14 protein-coding genes are annotated in these 22,414 nt (G+C 45.0%); 10 read left to right on the plus strand and 4 right to left on the minus strand.

Annotation, left to right across the window (positions count from 1 at the left end):
- Positions 1 to 86: 86 nt before the first annotated feature.
- From QT987_RS03455 to QT987_RS03465, 3 genes are all read right to left on the minus strand, one after another.
- Positions 87 to 914 carry a Uma2 family endonuclease gene (locus QT987_RS03455; protein WP_333237271.1) on the minus strand — a complete coding sequence of 276 codons (828 nt, stop codon included), beginning with the start codon at positions 912 to 914 and terminating at the stop codon, positions 87 to 89.
- A gap of 40 nt (positions 915 to 954) precedes the next feature.
- Positions 955 to 1,824 carry a calcium-binding protein gene (locus QT987_RS03460; RefSeq protein ID WP_333237273.1) on the minus strand — a complete coding sequence of 290 codons (870 nt, stop codon included), beginning with the start codon at positions 1,822 to 1,824 and terminating at the stop codon, positions 955 to 957.
- 75 nt (positions 1,825 to 1,899) lie between these two features.
- Positions 1,900 to 3,573, minus strand: a complete 1,674-nt coding sequence (locus QT987_RS03465) for a methyltransferase domain-containing protein (protein ID WP_333237275.1) — start codon at positions 3,571 to 3,573, stop codon at positions 1,900 to 1,902.
- A 371-nt stretch (positions 3,574 to 3,944) separates the two neighbouring features.
- Between QT987_RS03465 and QT987_RS03470 the strand changes: the two genes are divergently transcribed.
- The 7 genes from QT987_RS03470 to QT987_RS03500 all read left to right on the plus strand — a co-directional run bounded on the left by QT987_RS03470 (position 3,945) and on the right by QT987_RS03500 (position 18,110).
- Positions 3,945 to 8,111 (plus strand): glycosyltransferase, encoded by a 4,167-nt coding sequence (locus QT987_RS03470; protein ID WP_333237277.1) that lies wholly within the window; start codon positions 3,945 to 3,947, stop codon positions 8,109 to 8,111.
- Positions 8,112 to 8,391: 280 nt separating this feature from the next.
- Entirely contained in the window at positions 8,392 to 9,141 is a 750-nt protein-coding gene (locus QT987_RS03475) for a peptidylprolyl isomerase (protein WP_333158023.1), read from the plus strand.
- Between the two features lie 120 nt (positions 9,142 to 9,261).
- A complete protein-coding gene (locus tag QT987_RS03480; RefSeq protein ID WP_333237279.1) occupies positions 9,262 to 12,270 on the plus strand; it encodes a peptidase domain-containing ABC transporter in 3,009 nt (1,002 codons plus the stop codon).
- A gap of 58 nt (positions 12,271 to 12,328) precedes the next feature.
- Entirely contained in the window at positions 12,329 to 14,329 is a 2,001-nt protein-coding gene (locus QT987_RS03485) for a chromosome partitioning protein ParA (RefSeq protein ID WP_333237281.1), read from the plus strand.
- Between the two features lie 243 nt (positions 14,330 to 14,572).
- Positions 14,573 to 16,288 (plus strand): hypothetical protein, encoded by a 1,716-nt coding sequence (locus QT987_RS03490; RefSeq protein ID WP_333237283.1) that lies wholly within the window; start codon positions 14,573 to 14,575, stop codon positions 16,286 to 16,288.
- Positions 16,289 to 16,291: 3 nt separating this feature from the next.
- Positions 16,292 to 17,053 carry a glycosyltransferase family 2 protein gene (locus QT987_RS03495; protein WP_333053356.1) on the plus strand — a complete coding sequence of 254 codons (762 nt, stop codon included), beginning with the start codon at positions 16,292 to 16,294 and terminating at the stop codon, positions 17,051 to 17,053.
- Entirely contained in the window at positions 17,046 to 18,110 is a 1,065-nt protein-coding gene (locus QT987_RS03500) for an NAD-dependent epimerase/dehydratase family protein (RefSeq protein WP_333053357.1), read from the plus strand. The genes QT987_RS03495 and QT987_RS03500 overlap by 8 nt, the downstream gene beginning before the upstream one ends.
- A gap of 85 nt (positions 18,111 to 18,195) precedes the next feature.
- On the opposite strand, the gene QT987_RS03505 is transcribed toward QT987_RS03500, so the two are convergent.
- A complete protein-coding gene (locus QT987_RS03505; RefSeq protein ID WP_333237285.1) occupies positions 18,196 to 18,885 on the minus strand; it encodes a methyltransferase domain-containing protein in 690 nt (229 codons plus the stop codon).
- A 49-nt stretch (positions 18,886 to 18,934) separates the two neighbouring features.
- On the opposite strand from QT987_RS03505, the gene rfbC reads away from it, so the two are divergent.
- The 3 genes from rfbC to QT987_RS03520 all read left to right on the plus strand — a co-directional run bounded on the left by rfbC (position 18,935) and on the right by QT987_RS03520 (position 22,376).
- Positions 18,935 to 19,480 (plus strand): dTDP-4-dehydrorhamnose 3,5-epimerase, encoded by a 546-nt coding sequence (rfbC, locus tag QT987_RS03510; RefSeq protein WP_333053480.1) that lies wholly within the window; start codon positions 18,935 to 18,937, stop codon positions 19,478 to 19,480.
- A 2-nt stretch (positions 19,481 to 19,482) separates the two neighbouring features.
- On the plus strand, positions 19,483 to 20,361 hold the full coding sequence (gene rfbD, locus QT987_RS03515; protein ID WP_333053359.1) for a dTDP-4-dehydrorhamnose reductase: 879 nt from the start codon (positions 19,483 to 19,485) through the stop codon (positions 20,359 to 20,361).
- Between the two features lie 221 nt (positions 20,362 to 20,582).
- Positions 20,583 to 22,376, plus strand: coding sequence for a hypothetical protein (locus QT987_RS03520; RefSeq protein ID WP_333237287.1), 1,794 nt, complete (start codon positions 20,583 to 20,585; stop codon positions 22,374 to 22,376).
- Positions 22,377 to 22,414: the final 38 nt, after the last annotated feature.

A 22,414-nucleotide genomic window follows, 5' to 3' on the forward strand; every position in this document is an offset into this window, starting at 1 on the left:
CATGAGAATATCTTGGCTGTTCCTGAGAATGGTGCAAGATGTGAGATGCACCCTACAAGTCAATAGTCTCTTAATAAAAAGCGACATTAAGATTGTGAATGCTGGCTAACTTCCTCTACTGATAAACCCAGTGCTTCTGCCACTTGCTGTGTATTCAATCCCATTGCCAACAACCGAGGGATAGCATCCCGCCGCGCTTGGGCTTCTGCACTCAAAGCCTGCTCTGCTAAGGAAGCTCGTTCTGTACCTGTCAGCAGCAAATTGCCCTCGCTGTCCCACCACCGCAGCCACAGCATTGTCTGGTTTTGATAACTGCCTTGCCACAATCCTAATTCTACGCCCATTGGCGCGATCGGATAATGACCGCGATCGTTCGGAAGCAACTGCTGGTAAAACCCATTGTTCAGGCTGTAAACCTCCAGCCTGCCACTATTGATCTCATAGATGCCATAATACGGAATCCGCATGATCCGCTCATATACCCAAAACTTCCCAGGCCTTTGCGCCGCTCCAACTTCCGAGTACGATAGTGGGGTTGTGTCCCGCTCTTCTGAACCATCTCCTGATGCGAACTCCAAAGCAATCATCGGAGCCATGAATTCCCGCCACAGCACGTAAGAGCGACGAATCTGATTTCCTAGTGTTGGTGGCACGTTCGGCACGTAGAACCAGTCTGGAGCTTCGGCTCCCTTTTCAAGCGGGTCAGTTTCACGCCAGTAGATGCCGCAGTCTTGCCCTATAGCATATTGCCCATCGGGATGAAGCCCTTGCAATACCGACCCGATAGAATCAGTCAAAATAATGCTCTGGGGATGCTCCTGAAAATTCTTCACAAAAGTGCCGTCTTCCTCTGGCAGTTGAGTGTGGTCGGGGAAAGGAGAGGGAAGGACAATCTTTTCGGTTGCCGGGGTCATGCTACCTCTCAAGTATTGCAGCTTACCTGAATATCTTAACTCATCCTGCTTCCGGCACTCTCACCTTATTACCAATCAAGTTCAGAAAACTCGCTCCAAAATGTTGAATCTCCAAAAAATTAGCATAAGCAGGAGTTGACTTGTAAACTCTAAAAGTCCGCATAATTCCTAAAGTCGCCGCGCTTTCCAGCGGGCCGATAAAGCTAGTATCCCTATCCAAAAAATGAGACTGCTTAGCCCAGTGTGCCATCTGTTCCGCATTCAAAAAATAGCAGCCGGAATGAGGATTCAACGCCCGCTCAAAAGCGATTTTTTGTTCCATGATTTTTCCCGTTAACTGCCGCTGCTCCTCTACATTTTGAAACGCAGAAGTCGCTGAGTCTGCTAAATCACCATCAACATATGCTTTAAAAACCGCGCCTTTAGGCGCGATTTCATAGCGATTAGGTTGCAGCAAATTCCCATTTCCTCCGTGATGCGTAAACCAGTTTAATTTACTAAAAAACCACGGATCATGCAGAACTAAATCATCTTCCAAGTAACAGAAATAATCGTATTTGTTAAGACACGCTCGCAAAACTGCTTGACACTCAAACCCCAACAGCAGCGGTTCGCATTTGGTAGCATGGTGCATAAAACATCTGGGCTGCACTGGGAGTTGAGGCAACAGATGATAACCTTGAGTAGTGCAAACAACAATGTCAATTTCGTGCTGTTGAGATTGATTTGCTGGGATAGTTGCACATTCCCTAATGTCAATCATGGACTGAGATTTGCCGTACAAAGCTTGCAGCGATGTCACGCAAGCGGTTAAAGCATTTAGTCGTGGTTGCGGATCATTTCGCTGGGAAGCGTGTTTCCCGTCGCCGCTGGGATTGTAAAAGTGAGCAATAGTGAATAGAATTCGCATAGGTGTGGAGTAAAAATTAAAAATTAAACAATAAAACAGAACGATCGCACAATAACCCTATAAATCTTACCGCACTTAGTCACCAAATAACTCCGGCAGGCGATCGCGCAACTCAGCATTTAAACGTGGCAACTCGTCTCGCATCTGTAAGTACCAATCTCGCCGCTGCCGGTAGTGCCCACACAGTAAGCGGTTGTCCCGCACCCATTCGTAAGCATTCGCGGCTATTTTCCGGCGCCGAGAAGTGTCTGAAATCAGCGAATTTAGTTTGGTTTCAAACTCTTTTTCATATCTATAAATCAATCCGGTTTCACCTTCGACTATGGAATGTTCGTACACAGTGGGACTTGCCAGCACCGCTACTCCCCGCGCTGCACATTCAATAAATTTTAAGTCGGATTTTGTTTCGTTAACCGGGTTGGAAACAAGCGGGAGCAAAGCTATATCGCAACTGTACATAATTTCTTGATACCGTTCGTAACTGCAAAATGGTTCAAATTCTTTTTGCTGTATTTTCAAGGCTTCAAAAAATTTGCTGTCGTGGATTACTTTAACTCGAATCCGGTGCTTTTGTGCGACTAAAACTCGATTGATTGCTGCCATAATCGGCTGCCAATCTTTTTCGCGGTTGAGTGCACCAAAAAAAATTGTGACTGTATCTTCTGCCGGATAAATTCGCGGCGGAGGTAGATAAGCTAATTGATTGGGAAATACAGTAACATTAGGATTGTAAGACCGCAAAATTTTTGCTAGCGGTTCCGTAGAAGTTTGAACGCAGTGACAGCCGCGATAGCTGAGGTAATTATTGTCGGCGTATTCGCGGCGGCGAATGGGGTTGTCGTCAATTTCAGCTACTATTAAATAGCCTTGTTGCAACAGTTCTTTGAGTTGGGGAATATAGCCGGGATATTGCATGATTGTCCGCTGCCAAATGAAGACTTTTTCTTCTTCCGGTAGGGGGGGAATTAATCCTGCTGTTTTCACGCCGGATACGGTGCGGACACCGGGAATTGTGGCGCTAAATTTGTCCGGTTCCAAAACTCGCACACGATCGCACCCTGTAGGAGCCATAATGATAGTCTGAATCAGCAGTCTGCGCGCAGGTAGGGTCGATTTGGTCGATCGCACGATATAATATTCAGCACCGGTTTCCGTAGCAAAACTGCTCGATGTTAGCTCTAAAGCCTGTACCATTGGATGCAGCAATTGCTGAAACTGGACAAAATTTTCGGTTTTGTGTCCCTTCCCTTGAAATTCATAAACCTGCAATCCGGCTTGAGCAAATAGTGATTTAATACTTTCTAGGGTAAACCAGTGCTGCATCTTGTTGTCGGGATTTTCCCACTGTCCCCGCAACAGATTGACAATTCGCCGCCAGTATTGAACATTAGGGATTCTGGCGAGAATTTGCCCCTCTGGATTCAGCAAACCACTGTACTGCTTGAGCACTTCCCAAGGGTTTTTGAGATAGGGTAGCAAGTCGCCAAAAACCAAACAATCGACGGTTCCTGGGGCGATGTCGAGACTTTCGAGAGCAATTTCTTCAATATCGGCTACCGTCACCCAGTTTAGCCGATCGACTGCAATTTTAGCTTTTTCTCGATCGCATTCAATGCCAATATACTGACAATGGGGATTGATCAGCTTGTACTGTTCGCCCGTCGAACCCGTACCGCAGCCAATTTCAACAATGACTTTAGCATCCGGCGGTAGCAGCTTCAAGAGGTCGTGGTTGACGCGATCGATCACTTTGTCTAAAATTCCTGATTAGTTGATCGTAAAATAAAACAGAGCAACCCATGCCGACAGACCACCAGCCGAAGGTTAGCATTGCGATGCCAGTATACAATGGCGATCGGCACATTTGTCAAGCACCCTATTTTCTGTTGCCAACCCTTTCTATTCCCTCTCTTCTCTTCCTCTGCGTTCTCTGCGCCCTCTGCGGTTCATTTAATCTTATTCACCCATCATACAAGCATTCCTATATCTTAGCAAAAATTGAGCAAAATTATAATTTATTCTCAACCCCTACCCTCATTCAGCGCGATAGAAAAACTCAATTAATTCGGCTTTTTCCCAAAAAAAATTAACCCAACAATTTGCTAAATACATTAGAAACTATGAACCCTAATCTAGGAATGAACATCGCCGGCTACATCAGCGGCGAATTTGGCATAGGAGAAGGTGTCCGAGCCAACATCAGAGCCGCAGAAGCAGCCAACATTCCCTTCATTATCAACAATTTTACCCGCAGTCCCCACCGCAAACAAGACACCACCTATCAAAACTTTAGCCAAGACAATCCCCATCCCGTAAACTTAATTCAAGTCAACGCCGATGAAGTTGCAACCTTTATCAAAGATAGAGGTTCCAGCTATTTTGAAAACAAATACAATATCGGATTTTGGGCCTGGGAACTTCCCGAATTTCCCCCAGAATGGCAGCCAGCATTTAATAACTTTCACGAAATATGGACTTACAGCAACTATTGCGCCGAGGCAATTTCAGCAGTCTCGCCAATTCCCGTTATCAAAATCATGCCCAGTATTGCTCTCCCCGCACCTTCCCTGAACAGAGAAGCACTGAATTTACCTAAAGATAAATTTATTTTCTTGTTTGTCTTCGACTTTTCCAGCCGCATCGAGCGCAAAAATAGTTTAGCGACAGTTCAAGCATTTAAGCAAGCTTTTGGGGAAGATAACAGCGTATTATTGGTCATCAAATCTTCTAATTCCCACAAATTTTCAGCGGCGCAAGCATCCTTAAACTCAGCCCTAGCAAATAATTCAAATATCAAACATCTAGACGGGTATTTGTCCAAAAATAAACTTAACGGCTTGCTCTATAATTGCGACTGTTACGTATCGCTGCACCGCTGCGAAGGCTTCGGCTTAACAATGGCTGAAGCCATGTTTTACGGAAAACCCGTAATTGCCACCGGCTATTCATCAAATACAGAATTTATGAATGTCGGAAATAGCTATTTAGTCAAGTATAAGTTAATCCCAATTGAGCAAGATTGCGGGCCTTACAAAAAAGGCAATGTTTGGGCCCAAGCGGATGTCGAACACGCTGCGGATTTAATGCGGTACGTCTTCAACAATCACCGGGAAGCTCAACAAATTGGAGCGATAGCCGCTGAGGAAATTAAGACTTTACTCAACCCGCAAGTTACAGGGAATAAAATTAGAAAACGTCTCGAATATATTGCCGAGATTACCGATAACTTTCAAAGCATACCTCTGTCAGGAACAGCCAAAGCGAAGTCTGCCAAAATTAGGGCTAACTTGCCGCCATCACAGCAACAAAGTCAAGCAAAAGGAGAACTGCCAAACGAGCAGCCGAAGGTTAGCATTTGCATTCCGACATACAACGGAGAAGCATTTATTGGGGAAGCAATCAAAAGTGCTTTGGCCCAAACATACCCTAACATAGAACTGATTATATCCGATGACGGCTCCACAGACCGCACAATTGCGATCGCCCAATCATTCCAATCACAAACCTCAGTCGATTTCCGCATCATACTGCACCGCAACTACGGCTTATCACCAAACTGGAATTTTTGCATATCCCAAGCAACAGGTCAATACATTAAATTTCTCTTTCAAGACGACTTGCTCGCACCAGAATGTATTGAAAAAATGGTCGCACTCGCCCAAGAAAACCCCAAAATAGGTATGGTTTTCTCCCCGCGTGGCATCACCATAGCTGACAATGAATCTAACCCAATTTTGCGGAAAGCTTCCCAATCAATTAAAGATTTGCATAAAAGTTGGTCTAATTTAAAATCTATTCAGCCAGGAAAAGAATTACTCGCAGATACTAAATGCTTGAACAACCCGATAAACAAAATTGGCGAACCGAGTACCGTCTTAATTGCCGCGCGAGTCTTTGAAGAAATAGGATTATTTGATTCGGGATTATCTCAGTATGTAGACTTAGATATGTGGTGGCGAATCATGGGTAACTATCACATCGGATTTGTCGATGAAAAACTGTCATCACTGCGGATTCATCCCGAACAACAAACTTGGAAAAACTTCGCCGCTGGGGAAAACCATAAAGATGTAGTCAGATTTTACAAAAAACTACTAAATAGTCCTGATTACAGTTTCCTGGATCAACAAATCAAACAGACAATCCGCCATAAGTTGGCATTGAGAACCCAGCCGAGTTTATCAGAATTATCACCACTGCTCGATCAATACAATAAATTTCCCTCAAAACAGCCTCTTCTCGCGCTGCGCCCATACCGCCAACAGCTAGCGGAATATTGGCTGAATTTGCCAGCGGAAAAATTAGAAAGTGCTTACTCGAAAGACATGGGGAAAGCTCATAAATTGCTACTAGATAGCGCCCTCAAAAATGAAACTTTAACTGAGTCAGAACAAAGTTTTGTCCAGCAGTTATCCTCGAAACTTGCTGCAGGAGGGGAAATTGCCGAGAAGATGCCATATCTCCTCGCAGCGATGCTGTACCGCGACGCTTATCAGTTGCCACTTGAGTATAAAAATGCAGCGATTCCCCAGTGGTTTTTTGACGATTTTCTGAAATTCCTATTTCAGTCACCGAATTATTTTCAAAGGAGAGGTGGCATTGTCAAGAACGGGCAAGATGCCCGTTCCACACAAGATGAATTTTCTGGTGGAACAGGCATCTTGCCTGTTGGTTCCACAACAGATGAATTTTCTGGTGGAACAGGCATCTTGCCTGTTGGTTCCACAACAGATGAATTTGCTGGTGGAACAGGCATCTTGCCTATTGGTTCCACACAAGATGAATTTGCTGGTGGAACAGGCATCTTGCCTGTTGGTTCCACAACAGATGAATTTGCTGGTGGAACAGGCATCTTGCCTGTTCCTAAACAAGTAATTGAGAAGGGTGCAAGATATCAGTTTCAACCCAAGTCGGAAGTTGAAATGTACTCAGAATATTTCCAGCAGTTAATCAAGTACGTCGCAGCTAATATCGCCAGTTTCCCCGATTCAGAGGTTTGGCGTTATTTGGCGGATTTTATTGCGAAAAATGTTAGATTCCAAGCTTTGTATTTGAGCGAGGTAAATCTGCTCAATATATTGAGTCAGCGAGCTGATATTCTGGAATTTTATTTGAAAAATATCGGCAGTCAAATAGAATGGAATTTTCCTCAGAGAGAACCTGAAAGAACTAAAATCAGAGTTGGCTTTTTGCTGGATAAAATTAGTGAGGAATCCGAGACTCGTGCAGCAATTTCGAGTTTTGAATATTTAGACAGAAGCAAATTTGAAATTATCGTGTACTATTTCCAGGTACAAGACGAGCGACTGGGGAAATATTGCGAAAGTTGCGCCGACAAACTGGTGCAACTGTCAGAAGCTTTGCCCAATCAAGTCCGAGAAATGCGATCGCACGATTTAGATATTCTGCTAATCTGCACCAATACTACCGACACTTCTCAACCAAGCGCGCTGCTGTGCCTGCACCGACTAGCGCGGGTGCAAATAGCTACTGGTGCATCAACCCCCGCAACCACCGGAAGCCGAAATATCGATTATTTCATTGCTGGAGATTTGACATTGCCCGCAGGTGCTGCAGCAGAGTATCGCGAAAAATTAATTACTTTAAAAGGGTCGGGAGTTTGTTTAAGCTATACTGTAGGATCAGCACCTGCCACAGTTGAACCGACTCGCAGGAGTTGGGGAGCTACAGACGAATCTGTAGTGTTCATGTCCGGCGCTCCAGCTTTAACAATTATCCCAGAATTGAGAGAAACTTGGGCCAAAATTATTGCGGCGGTACCAAATTCTATTTTAGTTTTGTATCCCTTTAGTTCCCGCAATGAAAACTATCCGACGGTGCCTTTTTACAACCAAATTCGATCGCTCTTTGCCGAATTTGGGATTGACAAAAAGCGCTTAGTTGTGATTAAGGCGCTGCCATCTCGCGCCGATTGCATAAAATGTCTGGAATTGGCTGATATATATTTAGACTCCTATCCATACAGCAGTGGCTGCTTCTTAGCAGAACCCCTGTTGGTGGGGTTGCCTGTAGTGGTAAGAAAAGGGCAAAAAACTCGATCGCGACAATCAGCCGCAGTGCTCGAAGAACTACTAATTCCGGAACTGGTAGCTGACAGCGAGAACTCTTATTTAGAGCTGAACACAGCACTGGGAACCAACCCAGAACTGCGCCGGCACTACCGCGAGCGAATCCAGCAAAAAATGGCAGCAAACCCCAAATATCTCGACAGTCGCGCTTGCTCGACCCAACTCGAAGCACTCTTTGAAAGACTATTCCGAGAGTGAAGGATGAAGGAAGAAGGAAGTTCAGCAACTAAGCAGTGTACGGGATTTAACGGATAGATGTTGAGGGAAGATTTTCCCACTCTCCCACTCTCGCATCCCGTTACCATTCTGAGCCCCGCGGGGAACCCCTCGCTAGGCAGAGCGTCAAGAAATAGACAGCAATAGCGCTAGCCCACTGACGGTCTGCTATCATCGGGGAATCGAGGGGTTAGTGGTTGTCGCTCTTTTCCTGCCACAGCTAAATTAAAAGGGGAAGCGCAAGTCAGTTGGAGAAAAAAAAATGACAGGACTTTTTCAAATAGGCGATAAATTACTGCAAGCTCAGGATATGCCATCGCTCCTGAAGCGGTATCAGTTGATGCCACAATTCTTGCGGGGTGTAATAGTAGACCAAGCGATCGCATCCTTTAGTTGCAGCGACGAAGAACGAAAATCCGCTGTCCTTGACTTTCTGGCACAACACCAACTGACAGCCCCGGAAGCCAAAGAAGCTTGGCTGCGCGGCCAAAATATGACGGAAGAAGAACTTCAAGAGATGGCCGTTAGGCCCTTGCTGATCGAAAAATTTAAGCAAGCCACTTGGAGACCTAAAGTAGATAATTATTTTTTAACCCGCAAAGCCAGCCTAGACCACGTAGTCTATTCCCTGGTACGCACCAAAAATCCAGCACTGGCAAACGAACTTTACTTTCGCATCCTCGAAGGGGAACAAACCTTTGCTGAAGTGGCCCGCGACTATTCCGAAGGGCCGGAGTCCAAGTCAGGCGGCTTGTTGGGCCCAGTACCCCTCAGCCAGCCCCACCCGGCAATCAGCAAACTTTTGTCTGTCAGCCAGCCAAATCAACTCTGGACGCCGCGTCCTCTGGCAGAATGGATGGTAATTATTCGACTAGAAAAGTTCATGCCGGCCCAGCTCGATGAATCGATGCGGCTGCACTTGATTAACGAACTATTTGAAAGCTGGCTCGCCGAACAGATATCGCAAATAGGCCCGCTACAGCCCCTCTCCTCCGTGTCTTCAATTTCATGACAATCAAGCAAGTTGGTCAGGGGCCCCCGGATTTATCCGTGGAGACTTGAAAAAGCGTAGCATCCTGACAAAAACCCCCTGGATTCAATCTAAAATCTAAAATCTAAAATCTAAAATTGGATGACTTCTTCCGCTGTTTCCCTCTCCCAAATTCAGGATTTCCTAGCTCAAACACCTCCCTTTGACCGAATGTCAGAGACGGCTCTGACAGCCTTGGTGGCTAAATGCCAACTCCTTGGCTACCGGACGGGGCAACCCCTGTTTGAACGGGAAAAAATGCCGACTCAGGTGGCAATTATCTATCAAGGCCAGGCCCGGCTGCTGGGCTTTGACCAGCGCTCGCAGCGCCACGTAAGTTTACGCTTGGTGCAGTCGAAGGAAATCTTGGGCTGGGCTGGCTTGCTCAGAGGAGTTCCCTGCGAAACGGCGATTGCTTCTACAGATGTGATCGCGATCGTCCTACCTGCCGAAGATTTCCTGAGCGTACTGGAAAAACAGCCGACATTTGGAGAAGCCTTTCGCGAACACTGTTCCTTGAGCGAAGTATTTGAACTGTTGAGCCTGGAATTGCAGCGCCAAGCCGACGGCACTTCCAATCTCAAGGAACTCACCCTGCAAGCTTGGCAAGATGCGACAGTTGTCAACGTACCAAACGGCAACAAAAAAACTCAAGACATCGCCAAAGAGCTAGATGCCGATCGAATTTGGCTCGTCAGCAGCGGCGTCTTGGGCGACTTTCCCACCGGCAGCCGCTTCTCTGTGGAAAACGCAGCCAAATCCTTAAAAGTAGAAGGCCGCCTCGGCGCCCGCTTGGTCGGCTTCCGGGAACCCCCCGAACCCCAACCCGAAACAGACTCATTAAATGGCACGACAGAGACAGGAGGCTCTGGGCAGAATCCGCCCAACGGAACCTCGATCACGGTTATAGACGCCCCCGATCGTCCCCCAGAACCCAAAACCGACCAACCAAAGGATGCCGGGAGATACCCAGTTTTCCGCGCCAAAGGGCAGATTGAGGCCCCGCTTGCTTGCTTCCAGATGTTGAGCAAGTATTTCGGCCTCAAGTTTCGTCGAGATATCATCCGCAAAGTTCTAGAAAATCAGTTAAAAACCGCCGGTTCTATCAGTATGCAAGCCTGCGGGGCGATCGCCCAAAGCATCGGCCTCACGCCCCAATTGGCGCAAGTGCCCGCAGAAGCCATCAACCGCATCAAAGCTCCCGTAATGATTAAATGGGAAACCAGCTTTGCCATTATTTACAGCATCACCGAGCAAGAATTGGTGATGGCCACGCCCGAAAAAGGGTTAATGCGGAAGCGGATACCTCAGTTTAAAGAAATCTGGGGAGAATCAGGAGAAGTCCTGCTGCTGCAAGCTCCGCAAGTCGAACAAAAAGAGCAGTTCAGCTTCTGGTGGTTTGTGCCGGCGCTGATGGAACACAAGACAGTGTTTTTTGAGGTGTTGCTCGCTTCGTTTTTTGTACAGTTATTTGGTCTAGCCAACCCATTAATCAGCCAAGTAATTATTGATAAAGTATTAGGTCAGCGCAGCATTGACACCTTGGATATTTTGGGAGCATTTCTGTTAGGTGTTGCCCTGTTTGAAGGACTGCTCAACGGTTTGCGTACCTTTTTGTTTATAGATACCTCAAACCGCATTGATGTCAAATTGAGTGCAGAAGTCATCGACCACTTGCTCCGGCTGCCCCAGAATTACTTTGACAATCGGCGCGTCGGAGATCTGGTTTACAAATTCAGCATGATGGGCCAGATTCGGGAATTCATGACGAGTACAGCTCTGACAGTGGTTCTCGATGCGGTATTTTCGGTGGTTTACGTCGCCGTGATGCTCTCCTACAGCGTGCAGCTAACGTTTGTATCTTTGGCAGTGGTACCGGTACTAGGGCTGATGATTGTTCTAATCAATCCGCTGGTCCTGCGCCTGATCAAACAGAGAAATATGCGTTTTGCTGACTCTCAATCTTATTTAGTGGAAGTAGTCAGCGGGATTCAAACTGTTAAGGCTCAAAATATTGAATTGAAATCCCGCTGGGAGTGGTCGAGCCGCTACGCAAAATACATTACAGCCAGTTTTAAAACAATTATCACGGGGACTACGGCCGGTACGATTAGCGCCTTTTTAAACCAGGTGGGTAACTTAGCTCAGTTGTGGGTGGGAGCTTATTTGGTACTGGGAAATGAGATTACTTTGGGTCAGTTGATTGCTTTCCGAATTATTTCCGGGAACGTGACTGGTTCGCTGCTGCGTTTTGTGAGCGTCTGGCAGAGTTTCCAAGAAGTCTCGATGTCGATCGATATGCTCAAGGATGTGGTCGATACGCCGACGGAAACCAGCGATGAAGATCGCAGCAATATCCCGCTGCCGGCAATTCAAGGGCAGGTTACCTATGAGGAGGTTTCCTTCCGATTCCTGGAGAGCGGGGCACTGCAATTGGCTAATGTTAATTTGGAATTTCCCCCTGGGAGTTTTGTGGGAATTGTGGGGGGAAGCGGTTCCGGTAAAAGTACGGCGATGAAGCTGTTGCAGCGTCTTTATCCGCCGCTGTCGGGCCGGATTTTTATTGACGGCTATGACATTGCCAAGGTGGAATTATATTCGCTCCGCAGCCAACTTGGGGTGGTGCTGCAAGATACTTTGCTGTTTAACTGCTCGGTACAGGAAAATATTGCTCTGAGTAATCCAGATGCGAGTACGGATGAGATTGTGCGAGCTGCGAAATTAGCGGTAGCTCACGATTTTATTATGGGCTTGCCTGCTGGCTACAATACGATAGTCGGAGAGCGTGGTTCGTCGCTTTCTGGGGGTCAAAGACAGCGTTTGGCGATCGCCCGGACGATTTTGCAAAACCCGAAACTGCTGATTTTGGACGAAGCTACAAGCGCCCTCGACTACCATTCCGAACGCCAAGTTTGCAATAACTTAGCAGAAGCTTTCGCCGGCCGCACGGTGTTTTTCATTACTCACCGCCTGACTACCATCCAAAACGCTGATGTAATTATTATGATGGATCAAGGTTCTGTAGTCGAGCGGGGAACTCATAAAGAATTAATGGCTCTTAAAGGGCGTTACTACTGCCTCTTCCAACAACAAGAGTCATCGAATACCTAATCTCTAACAACTCACAACTGATCGCTAACCCTTAACAACTGAGAACTAACAAATGGCTATGAAATCGTTAATACTTTCTGAGCAACCAGTCATTCTCGAAAAACCAGCGATTTGGTCGCACTTGTTTTTGTGGATGATCATGCTGATGACCACTTCTGCTGTAGTTTGGGCTTATTTTGCTAGCGTAGAGCAAGCTGTCCCCGCTGTCGGCCAATTGGAACTCAAAGATGGTGCTAGAGACATCCAAGCACCTGCTACGGGCGCTGTGGTGAGACTTCACGTTGAAAATGGCGATCGTGTGGAAAAGAACCAGCCTCTGCTCACTTTCAACCCCGTTGCACCCAGTGCCGATTTAACATCGGTTCAGAAAACTAAAGAAGCTCTGGAAAAGGAAAATAAATTTTACGAAGATGTTGTCAACGGCAAAATTCAAGGCCCTGTTCCTTCTAACCTAGAATCAACAATCAGGGACAGACAGAGCCTTACGGCACAAAATCAAGTGCTGCAAGCTTTGATTGACGAACTGTACCTCAATCGGGGAGCCAGCGGAAATTTTGCTCCTGCTCAGCAAGGACTTTATGCTAATTACAAAGATGAATTTCTGTCTCGCGTCGCTACAGCCCAAGGGCAAGTTCAGGAGTTAGAAAAACAACTGAAGCAAGCTCAGGATGCTGAGAAAGCTGCCGGCGATCAAATGATAGTCGCACAGCAACAATTGGGTTTTGCCCAGAACCAATTAAATTATGCCCAGCAGCAGTTAACTTCTTCGCAAGAGCAAGTAAAATCCGCCCTGGCTCAGAGAGATTTGGCCCAAGAACAGTTAGCGAAATCGCAACAAGTATTGAAGTCGAATCAAAACATTCTAGGCAGACTCGCCCCCCTGGTGGAGGAAGGAGCCATCGCTGAACTGCAAAAAGAACGTCAAGAACAAGATGTTTTTAGAGGCCAAAGCGACGTTCTCAAACAGCAAGATCAAATCAAGCAGCGCGAAGGTGAAATCAACTCTCGCAGGGGCGAAATTAACACGCGCCTCGGTGAAATCAATACGCGCCGAGGCGAAATTAACGCGCGTCAAGGCGACATCCAAAAAATTAGTGCTGACATACAGCGCCAGCAAGGAGAGCAAGCGCGCATTCAGGAGTCCATCGCCCGCGCTCAAGAACAGTTAAAAAATACCAAGGATGCCTGGGCGAGAGAACTTTATACCAAAATTGCTGAAAACGAGAAACAAATTGCCAGCAGCGATTCTCAGCTAAGCCGCTTCAAAGTGGAAAACCTGAAAAAGTTGTCCGAGGTGAACGCTCAGCTAGAAAAGGCTCAACAAAACCGCGACACTCAAGTTCTGAAAGCTCCGGTATCCGGTGTTATCTTCGATTTGAAGCCTTCTACGAAGGAGAAAGCTAAGTTGGATATGGCGAAAGATCCGATATGCCAATCCATTATTAATTCGGTGGTGAAACCGGGCGAACCGCGCCCAGCACGCTGCGAAGAAGCTTATTACGAAGCACAGCAAACTGAAAAGCTGCTTAAAGTTTTGGATGACGACAACGGTTTGGAAGCAGTTGTTTACCTGGAAAACAGCAATGTGGCTCTGGTATTGGATGCTTTGAGACAGAAGCGGGCAAAATTGGAGCCGTATCACGGCAAGCAATTAGACGGAGAAAAGATTGACTGCGAAATAGGTAAAATTTGCGTTTGTCCAGAGAAGGAAATTAACAGAGAGAAACTGGGTTTGACGAAATACCAATGCGTGCCTGTGGAAGTGAATGTAGAAGCTTTCCCGGCGATGGAGTTTGGTACTGCTCAGGGTGAAGTGATAGAGATTAGCAGCGATGCTGAGCCTCCTACTGAACTGCGGAAATACTATGCTTTCAAAACCAAAATTAAGCTCAAAAATCAGAAGTTTGTTTTGAACAAGGGCAAGGCAAATGAAGTGGAGGTTGGTTTGCAGTCTGGAATGGCAGTGAGTTCTAATATCAATATCGGCAAGCGGACTGTTTTGCAGATGTTTATTAACCGATTTACTGGGAAAATGGATACGTTCAAGACTATTAAGTAGCGAACAGTTGACGGTTGACGGTTGACTGTTGACCGTTGACGGTTGACGGTTGACTGTCAGTCAAAAATCTGATGATATCATGTCCGTTCGAGCGATCGCGATTTATGTAGGGGCGGGTTCACCAACAATACTTGCGAATAATTGACAATATCAAAAACCCGCCCCGACCGGGATATTATGGTTAATCGATCGGACATGATATGACTAGATTTTACAATTCCGATGCTACCGGATTGGATATTAATGAAAAAAATCATATTATTTACTCTATATCTGATTCCTGTCCTCTTATTAATCGGATTTGTATCGAATTTTAGCGTTAACGTTCCCGTTGATGACGAGTGGAGGTTAGCTAGCCTTTTTGAAAAAATAGCTGCGGGAAATGTAACGTTTAACGATTTTTGGGCTTTGCACAGCAACCACCGCATAGTTTTCCCTAAAATAATTATTGCGGTGCTGGCTTTTGCTTCCCGATGGAATATTAATTATCAGTTGTGTCTCAGCATAGGTTTGGCTGCGATAACTTTTATCGCTATGTACAAGTTATCCTCGATGCAGCTTAAGAATGTCGGGGATGATTTGTGGCATTTAGCTAATATTTTAACTTGTATTTTGCTGTTCTCTCTAGTTCAGCACGAAAACTGGCTGTGGGGATTTCAAATCGCTTGGTTTTTCGTAAATTTTTGTTTTGTCGCTGCGGTTTATGCGCTGGTTTCAAATCACAAATTATTGCCTAATATTAGAATCTTTATTGCTGCTGTATTATGCTTTGTTGCGAGTTTTTCCCTCGCGCAAGGCTTGCTGTCTTGGTTGGCTGCAATTCCCGCTGTGGCGGCTGTAGAAGGAAATGCGGCGCAGAAAAGAAAAAGACTTATTGTCTGGATGCTGCTGTTTGCGACAACTTGTGCTGTTTATTCAATAAATTATCATCCTAGTCGCAAAGCAAGTATTATTTCATTGTTGAATAAGCCGCTTGTAGTTATTGATTACTTTTTAAGTTTGCTGGGTTCGCCAATTGTGCGATCGCCTGGAATTTCAGCATTAGTTGGATTAGCCATATTTGCAAGTTTCTTATTTTTTGTGTTCCACTTTGGGAGAAAGATTACCGAGCATCGTGAGGCTTTACCTTGGCTGTCAATAGGTGGTTTTTCGGTTTTATCGGCTCTGTTTATTACGGCGGGGAGGGCAGAATTTGGGGCAATTCAGGCGCTAGAATCGTCTAGATATACGACTAATTCGATTTTGCTATTAATTGCTGTGGTTCAGCTAGGGCAATTGTTTGTTCTAGGTAATTATCAAGAAACAAAAGCAAGGTTAAAGCGTAATTATAAATTTATTTATCGGGTAGTGGCAGGGCTGTTAATTGCCACAATTATTGTTAACTCTCAACAGGCGATCGCCCAAACTAGATTAGCAGTTATTTACAAACAAGGCGCTCAAGATTGTTTGCAGTTAATTAACTATCTGGAACCGTCGGATTTTTTTGATAATTCGCCGGAAAGCTGTTTGAGGGTGCTGAGCAAAAAAACTTGGCTGGTGAGAGAAGGCGCTGCAATTATCGACAAAATAGGTTGGATCAAGTTCGCGAAAAATGTAGAGTTTATTTCTAATACGGAGAAAGTTTACGGTTATTTAGACAAACCTCAAACTAGCGATAAATCCTTGACTGTTAAGCAAAATGAGGCTGTCAAGGCTGCTGGTTGGGCGGTTTTGCCAGAAAAATTGCAACAGCCCAATATTGTACTGCTATCTGTCGGGGATAAAAAATCTTTTTTTGCTAACGCTTATGTAAATTTGGACAGTCCCGACATTGCTGAGAGTTTAAAATCTGAGTTATACAATAATGCCAGGTGGGCTGTTGATTTGTCGGATAATAATTTGCCGATCGCCCAAACAGAAATTAAAGCTTGGGTGTATAATCCTGTTGACAACCAGTTTGTCGAGTTGCGCGGAGGATGAGGAGTGAAAATTTCTGTGATTATACCAGCCCACAATGAGGAGGGCTGTTTGTACGGTACTGTGCGGGCGATCGCCCAGACGCTCGATTTAGAAGGCATTCCGCACGAAATTTTGATTGTGAATGACAATAGTGTCGATCGAACTATTGATATTTGCCAGGAGTTGTCAGAGACTTTTCCCACAGTGAGATACATCAACAATCAACCTCCCAACGGTTTCGGATTTGCGGTGCGTCGGGGATTGGTGGAATTTGACGGAGATGCTGCGGCAATTGTGATGGCGGATGCTTCCGACGATCCGATGGATTTGGTAGCAGGATACCGCAAGTTGCAAGAAGGATATGATTGCGTTTTCGGTTCCCGCTTTATCAAAGGTGGTTTTATAGTTGATTATCCCATTCACAAGTTAGTAATTAACCGCTTAGCAAACTGGTTTGTCAAAAGTATTTTCGGCTTGCGGTACAGCGATGTCACCAATGCTTTTAAAATTTACCGCAGAGAAGTAATTGAAGGCGTGCAACCGATTCTGAGCCATCATTTTAATTTGACAGTGGAACTGCCTTTAAAAGCAATTGTTCGGGGTTTTTCTTATACGGTGATTCCTCTGAGGTGGTACAATCGGACTGCTGGTATTTCTAAGCTGAAAATCAAAGAGATGGGCAGTCGATATTTGTTTATTGTCTTGTATGTCTGGCTCGAAAAACATCTGTCTCGCGGCGACTACCACCGGACTAGAAAGATAGCAAAGTTGAAAGTGAATGCCTGATAAAATTTTAATTGTTGGTGGTGCGGGTTTTATCGGCAGTTGTTTGGCAATTGGCCTGAAGAAACTGCACCCGGAATGGCAAATAATTTGTTTAGATAACCTGCGTCGCCGGGGCTCAGAATTGAATCTGCCTCGCCTTAAAAGTTGCGGTATTCAGTTTGTTTACGGGGATATTCGCACAGCGGCAGATTTAGATCCAGTTGCACTGAATGCTGACTGCATTATAGATTGTGCTGCGGAACCTTCTGTGCTGGCTGGTTTTAGTTCGCCTCAGTACGTTTTGCAGACGAATTTACTGGGCACTGTGAATGTTTTGGAGTTGGCGAGACAAACGGGTGCGAGTTTGCTGTTTTTGTCTACGAGTCGGGTTTATCCGATCGCCAGTGTCAAATCTGTTAAACTGTTAGAGTTGCCCAATAGATTTGCGATCGCCCCTGAGCAAACTTTACCCGGTATATCTGAGTTGGGCATATCAGAAGACTTCCCATTAAAAGGACACCGTTCGCTTTACGGAGCCACTAAATTAGCTTCGGAATTGCTGATTGAGGAATACAGGGAAGCATACAATGTACCCGCAATTATTAACCGCTGCGGGTTAATTACTGGTGCTTGGCAAATGGGTAAAGTAGATCAGGGAGTTTGCGGTTTGTGGGTGGCGGCTCACTATTTTCAAAAGTCGCTGAGTTATATCGGTTTTGGTGGCAGTGGGAAGCAGGTTAGGGATTTGCTGCACGTGGAAGATTTGTTGAGGTTAGTTAATTATCAGTTAGAAAATTTTGCTAAATTTGACGGCGAAGTTTTTAATGTAGGCGGTGGTTTTAGCAACAGTCTTTCTTTGGTTGAGACAACTGATTTGTGCCAAAAGATTACGGGTAAATCGATTTCAATTAATCCTGTTTTGGAGGAACGCGCGGGGGATATTCCGATTTTTATTACTGATTCTTCTAGGGTGATGGAGAAAACAGGATGGCGGCCTGTTATTGGGCCGGAAGCAGCTTTGCAGGATATTTATGATTGGATTGCTGCTAATGAGGTGGTTTTAAGTTCGATTTTGTAGGGATTTTTTTAATGGCAGGTACAGGGGGATAAACGCGGCTAAACGCAGATGAATCTCTCTGCCTGCATATGACTAGGATTGCCTGTCATGAGGCTCTGCCTCTATTGTTTTGTTTCGATGCTTTAACAAACATTTGCCCTCCCAAAAAACGCCACAACAAAGGCAATTTTAAGTAAATTTTTAACAGCAAGGGCGAGGCCGGTCTGCCTTTCGTCGAAAAGGGTAAAAATCTCGGTATAATTAAGTCGATTTCAAACCCGACAGTTTGTAAAAGCTCTTGTAGCGATAAATGCGTTATCGGTAATTGATGGTCGATAAAATCGTAGTATTCCTTGTATGAATATTTAAAATTAGGCTGAATTACCAACAGAGAACCGCTAGGCTTGAGGGCCTCGAAGCAAAAAGAGATAATTTCTACAAGTTCCTCTTTGTTGCGGAGGTGTTCAAAAAAATTTGAGATAAAAATACTATCGAACTGTTCGGTAAAAGATGTGTAATTTTCTAAATTCAACACATCAATATTAAGCACATTTACATCAGCATTAGCAAATAACTTTGAATCGGGATTAAGATCAATTAAATATTTTTTTTTAGCCCGAATTTGATTGATAAATTCGCAGTAACCGCCGCCTATATCTAAAACCGCTGATTCGGGAGGAACATAATTTTGTAAGAAGTCGTCAATTAAAACTTTCCATAGTGCCACCTTCGCTTGCATTTGTCGCGAATCAAAGCGGTTGGCATACAATTTTTTGAGATATGTGTCAGTTTTCATAGTAAAATAGCCTAGACTGAGTATGAGTTTATCACTTTCACAGCTAACTATGAATGTTATATCTACCGAAATACCGGAAGTTCTGATCGTTGAGCCGAAAATTTTCGGAGACGATCGCGGTTTCTTTTTTGAGAGTTTCAATCACCGAGCTTTTGTCGAAAAAACAGGCGTGACAGCCGAATTTGTTCAAGACAATCATTCCAAATCCTCTAAAAATGTGTTGCGCGGTTTGCACTACCAACTGCAGCAACCTCAAGGAAAATTGCTGCGGGTAGTTGCTGGCGAAATATTTGATGTAGCGGTGGATATTAGACAAAGTTCGCCGACTTTCGGAAAGTGGGTGGGGTGTTTGGTGAGTGCAGAAAATAAACGGCAATTTTGGGTGCCGGCGGGATTTGCACACGGTTTTTTAGTGGTTTCCGAGACGGCTGAAGTTTTGTACAAAACTACAGATTATTACGCACCGGCACACGAGCGGTGTATCCTGTGGAATGACCCCGATTTGGCGATCGACTGGCCGCTAGATGGTGCCAAACCAATCTTATCAGCTAAAGACCAAGCTGGACAAACATTGAAAACAGCTCAAGTGTTTTGATCATGAAAATTTTACTCGCAGGCGGCAGCGGACAGCTAGCTCAAGAATTGCAGCCGATTTTATTATCTTCGGGAGAGGTAATTGCGCTCGATCGCACTCGCCTCGACTTATCCCAACCCGAAAGCATCCGTCAAGCAATGGCTGAAATTAAACCGGATTTAGTCATCAATTCGGGTGCTTACACTGCGGTAGACAAAGCCGAAAGTGAACCAGAATTAGCATATGCAGTCAACGCTATTGCCCCAGGAATTTTTGCCGAAGAATGCGAAAAACAGGGAGCAAGTTTGATTCACTTTTCTACTGATTATGTATTTGACGGCAGCCACGGTTCTGCTTATTTGGAAACAGATTCTACGAATCCACTGGGAACTTACGGCAAGTCGAAATTAGCAGGCGAGGCAGCAATTCTCAAATCGGGAAACCGACATATTATTATTAGAACCGCGTGGGTTTACGGCAACGGTGGCAAAGGTAATTTTGTCAAAACCATGCTGAGGTTGGGAAAGGAAAGGGAAGAAATTCGAGTAGTAGCAGATCAGATCGGAAGTCCTACTTGGACTCGGGATTTAGGTGCGGCGACTTCACAAATTATTCCTCTCCTTGGGCCAGAAACTTTTGGGACTTACCAGTACACTAATAGCGGTGTTTGTAGTTGGTACGATTTTGCGATCGCCATTTTTGAGGAAGCAGCACAACTCGGCTTTCCCCTAAAAGTTCAGCGCGTAATTCCCATCACCACCGCCGAATATCCGACACCGGCAAAACGCCCCGCTTTTTCTGTCCTATCTACGGTAAAAATATCAGCACTTTTGGGCACGTATCCTCCCCACTGGCGGCAAGGGCTCAGACAAATGCTGGCAAGAGAAGTCAGTCGATTTTAGATTTTAGATTTTAGATTTTAGATTTACTTGCAGCATTGAATCTGGGAGTTTGAACTTTAGTCTAAAATTTAGGGATTCAGGACAATAGGACTTATCCACTGGTGGCCAGAAACCGGGTTTTTTACGAAAATCCTTCGCTGTAGCCTAGAGATTAAATAAAAAACCCGGTTTCTTTGTCGGGAGTGCGTCGCTAAACCTGCCCCATTAATTAAAAATACCCCATGTCTGAATCCATGAAAATCAAGCAACAATATATTTTAATTGCCGCCTCAGTTCTCGGCATCCTAATACCAGCTTCATATATTTTGTACTTGATATCGCAAGCGGGAGACTTGTCTAATTTTGATTATTGGTGGATGACATGGAATTTTTATTCAGTAGACGGTTTTTCTACAAATCCTTTTAATTGGATATTTCGGGCCAACGAGCATTTTGTCTTAATTCCGGCAATTATTTATGGCTTGAATATAGCTGTAACGCAAGGTTCAAATATTGGTTTATGTTTAGTTGCCTGGTTCTTGGCTTGGATTCAGTGCCACGTATTAATTGCTCTGCTGCCATTAAAATTGAGGCGTTTTCCGCTGCAATTTATCTCGCTACTCCTTTGCATTTCTATTTTTAATTTTACTCCGGCGGCGGCTCACAATTGGATGCGGGGATTCAGTGGCGTTCACTGGATAATTGCTAATTTATTTGTGATTTGTTCGATATTTTGTTTGCAATCCTATGTGACAGATTTATTAAAGAAAAGGGAGGCAGAGCCTGGTAACGAGTTGGTAGGGGCGGTGCCCCCGTGCCCGCCCCCGCATTTACAAAATAAGTGGGTAATTGGCAGCATTGTTTTTGGCGTTTTAGGCTGTATTAGTTACAGCACTCCTTTAGGTTTGTGGCCGATATTGTGTGCTGCTGCTGTTGTGCTGCGGTTTCCTCGGCGAATAACTTATTTGTATTTCATTGCTTCGATTGCAGTGATTGGGATTTATTTTTTAACTTATAAAACTCCATCTCATCACCCTTCTTTAACTAAAATTAACCCGCTCAAAACTCTCGAATATATTCCCATTTATCTCGGCGGAATTTTTAGCGAAAATATTATTGTTGCTTCAATTATTGGTATAATTGGTTTGATTGCAGGGACGGGTTTTGTGGGTTATTGGCTATTTGTAAAAAAGGTAGATCGCCCGGATTGGCTACCTTGGCTATCAATCCAACTTTACACGCTGCAAACGGCGTTAATGGCCGCGGTTAGCCGATCGGGATTTGGCGTCGAACAAGCCACCGCTTCCCGCTACGCCACACTTCCAGCTTTGTTTTGGATGAGCACAATTGTGCTGACAGTATTGTGGGTGCGCGAGTTGCAGCCAACACCAAGAATCCAAGGGCGTTGGTTGACACCGCTGTTTGCAGTCACCACAGTCGCGATTATTTTAATGTACGGGGTGGGAGGCGAAACTGCAATGGCGATCGCCCACAGAGCAACCTATCAACCGTTAGTAGCATTATCACTGCAACTAGGCATCACCGACGTAACCCTAATTAAAGACCGCGTAGGCAACAAACCCGCCGCTTTTGTCGGCTTAATCGACGCTTTAAAAACTAACAACTTAGTGCCATTTAACCGAGACATCAAAAAACACAATTTCTGTGCAGCATTAGACACAAAAATCGACGCAAATTTACTGTCAGCCCCCAAAGACGGAGTACCCGGATACTTTGATACAGCCACCAGACTGGCACCAACAGCAGCCAGAGTAATTGGCTGGGTAGGAGACCCCGAAAACAATGTAAAATGTATTGCCATTCTCAACCAAGAAAATGTCGTTAGAGGTTTCGCCATGTCAGGATTTCCCCGCCCAGATTTAGTTAAATTATTTGGCCCTTCCTACGAATTCGCAGCTTGGAGAGGATACATTCAAACATCACCAACAGATAAACTATTGACAGCCTATGCCTCCTTTAAAAACCGCAAAGGTTGGGTAGCCTTACGAAACTCCCAAGTTATCAATAAAAACTAAAAAACCTCTCTTTCTCCTCCTCTGCGCCCTCTGCGCCC

The organism is Microcoleus sp. SVA1B4 (assembly GCF_036700545.1).
Classification (GTDB): Bacteria; Cyanobacteriota; Cyanobacteriia; order Cyanobacteriales; family Microcoleaceae; genus Microcoleus.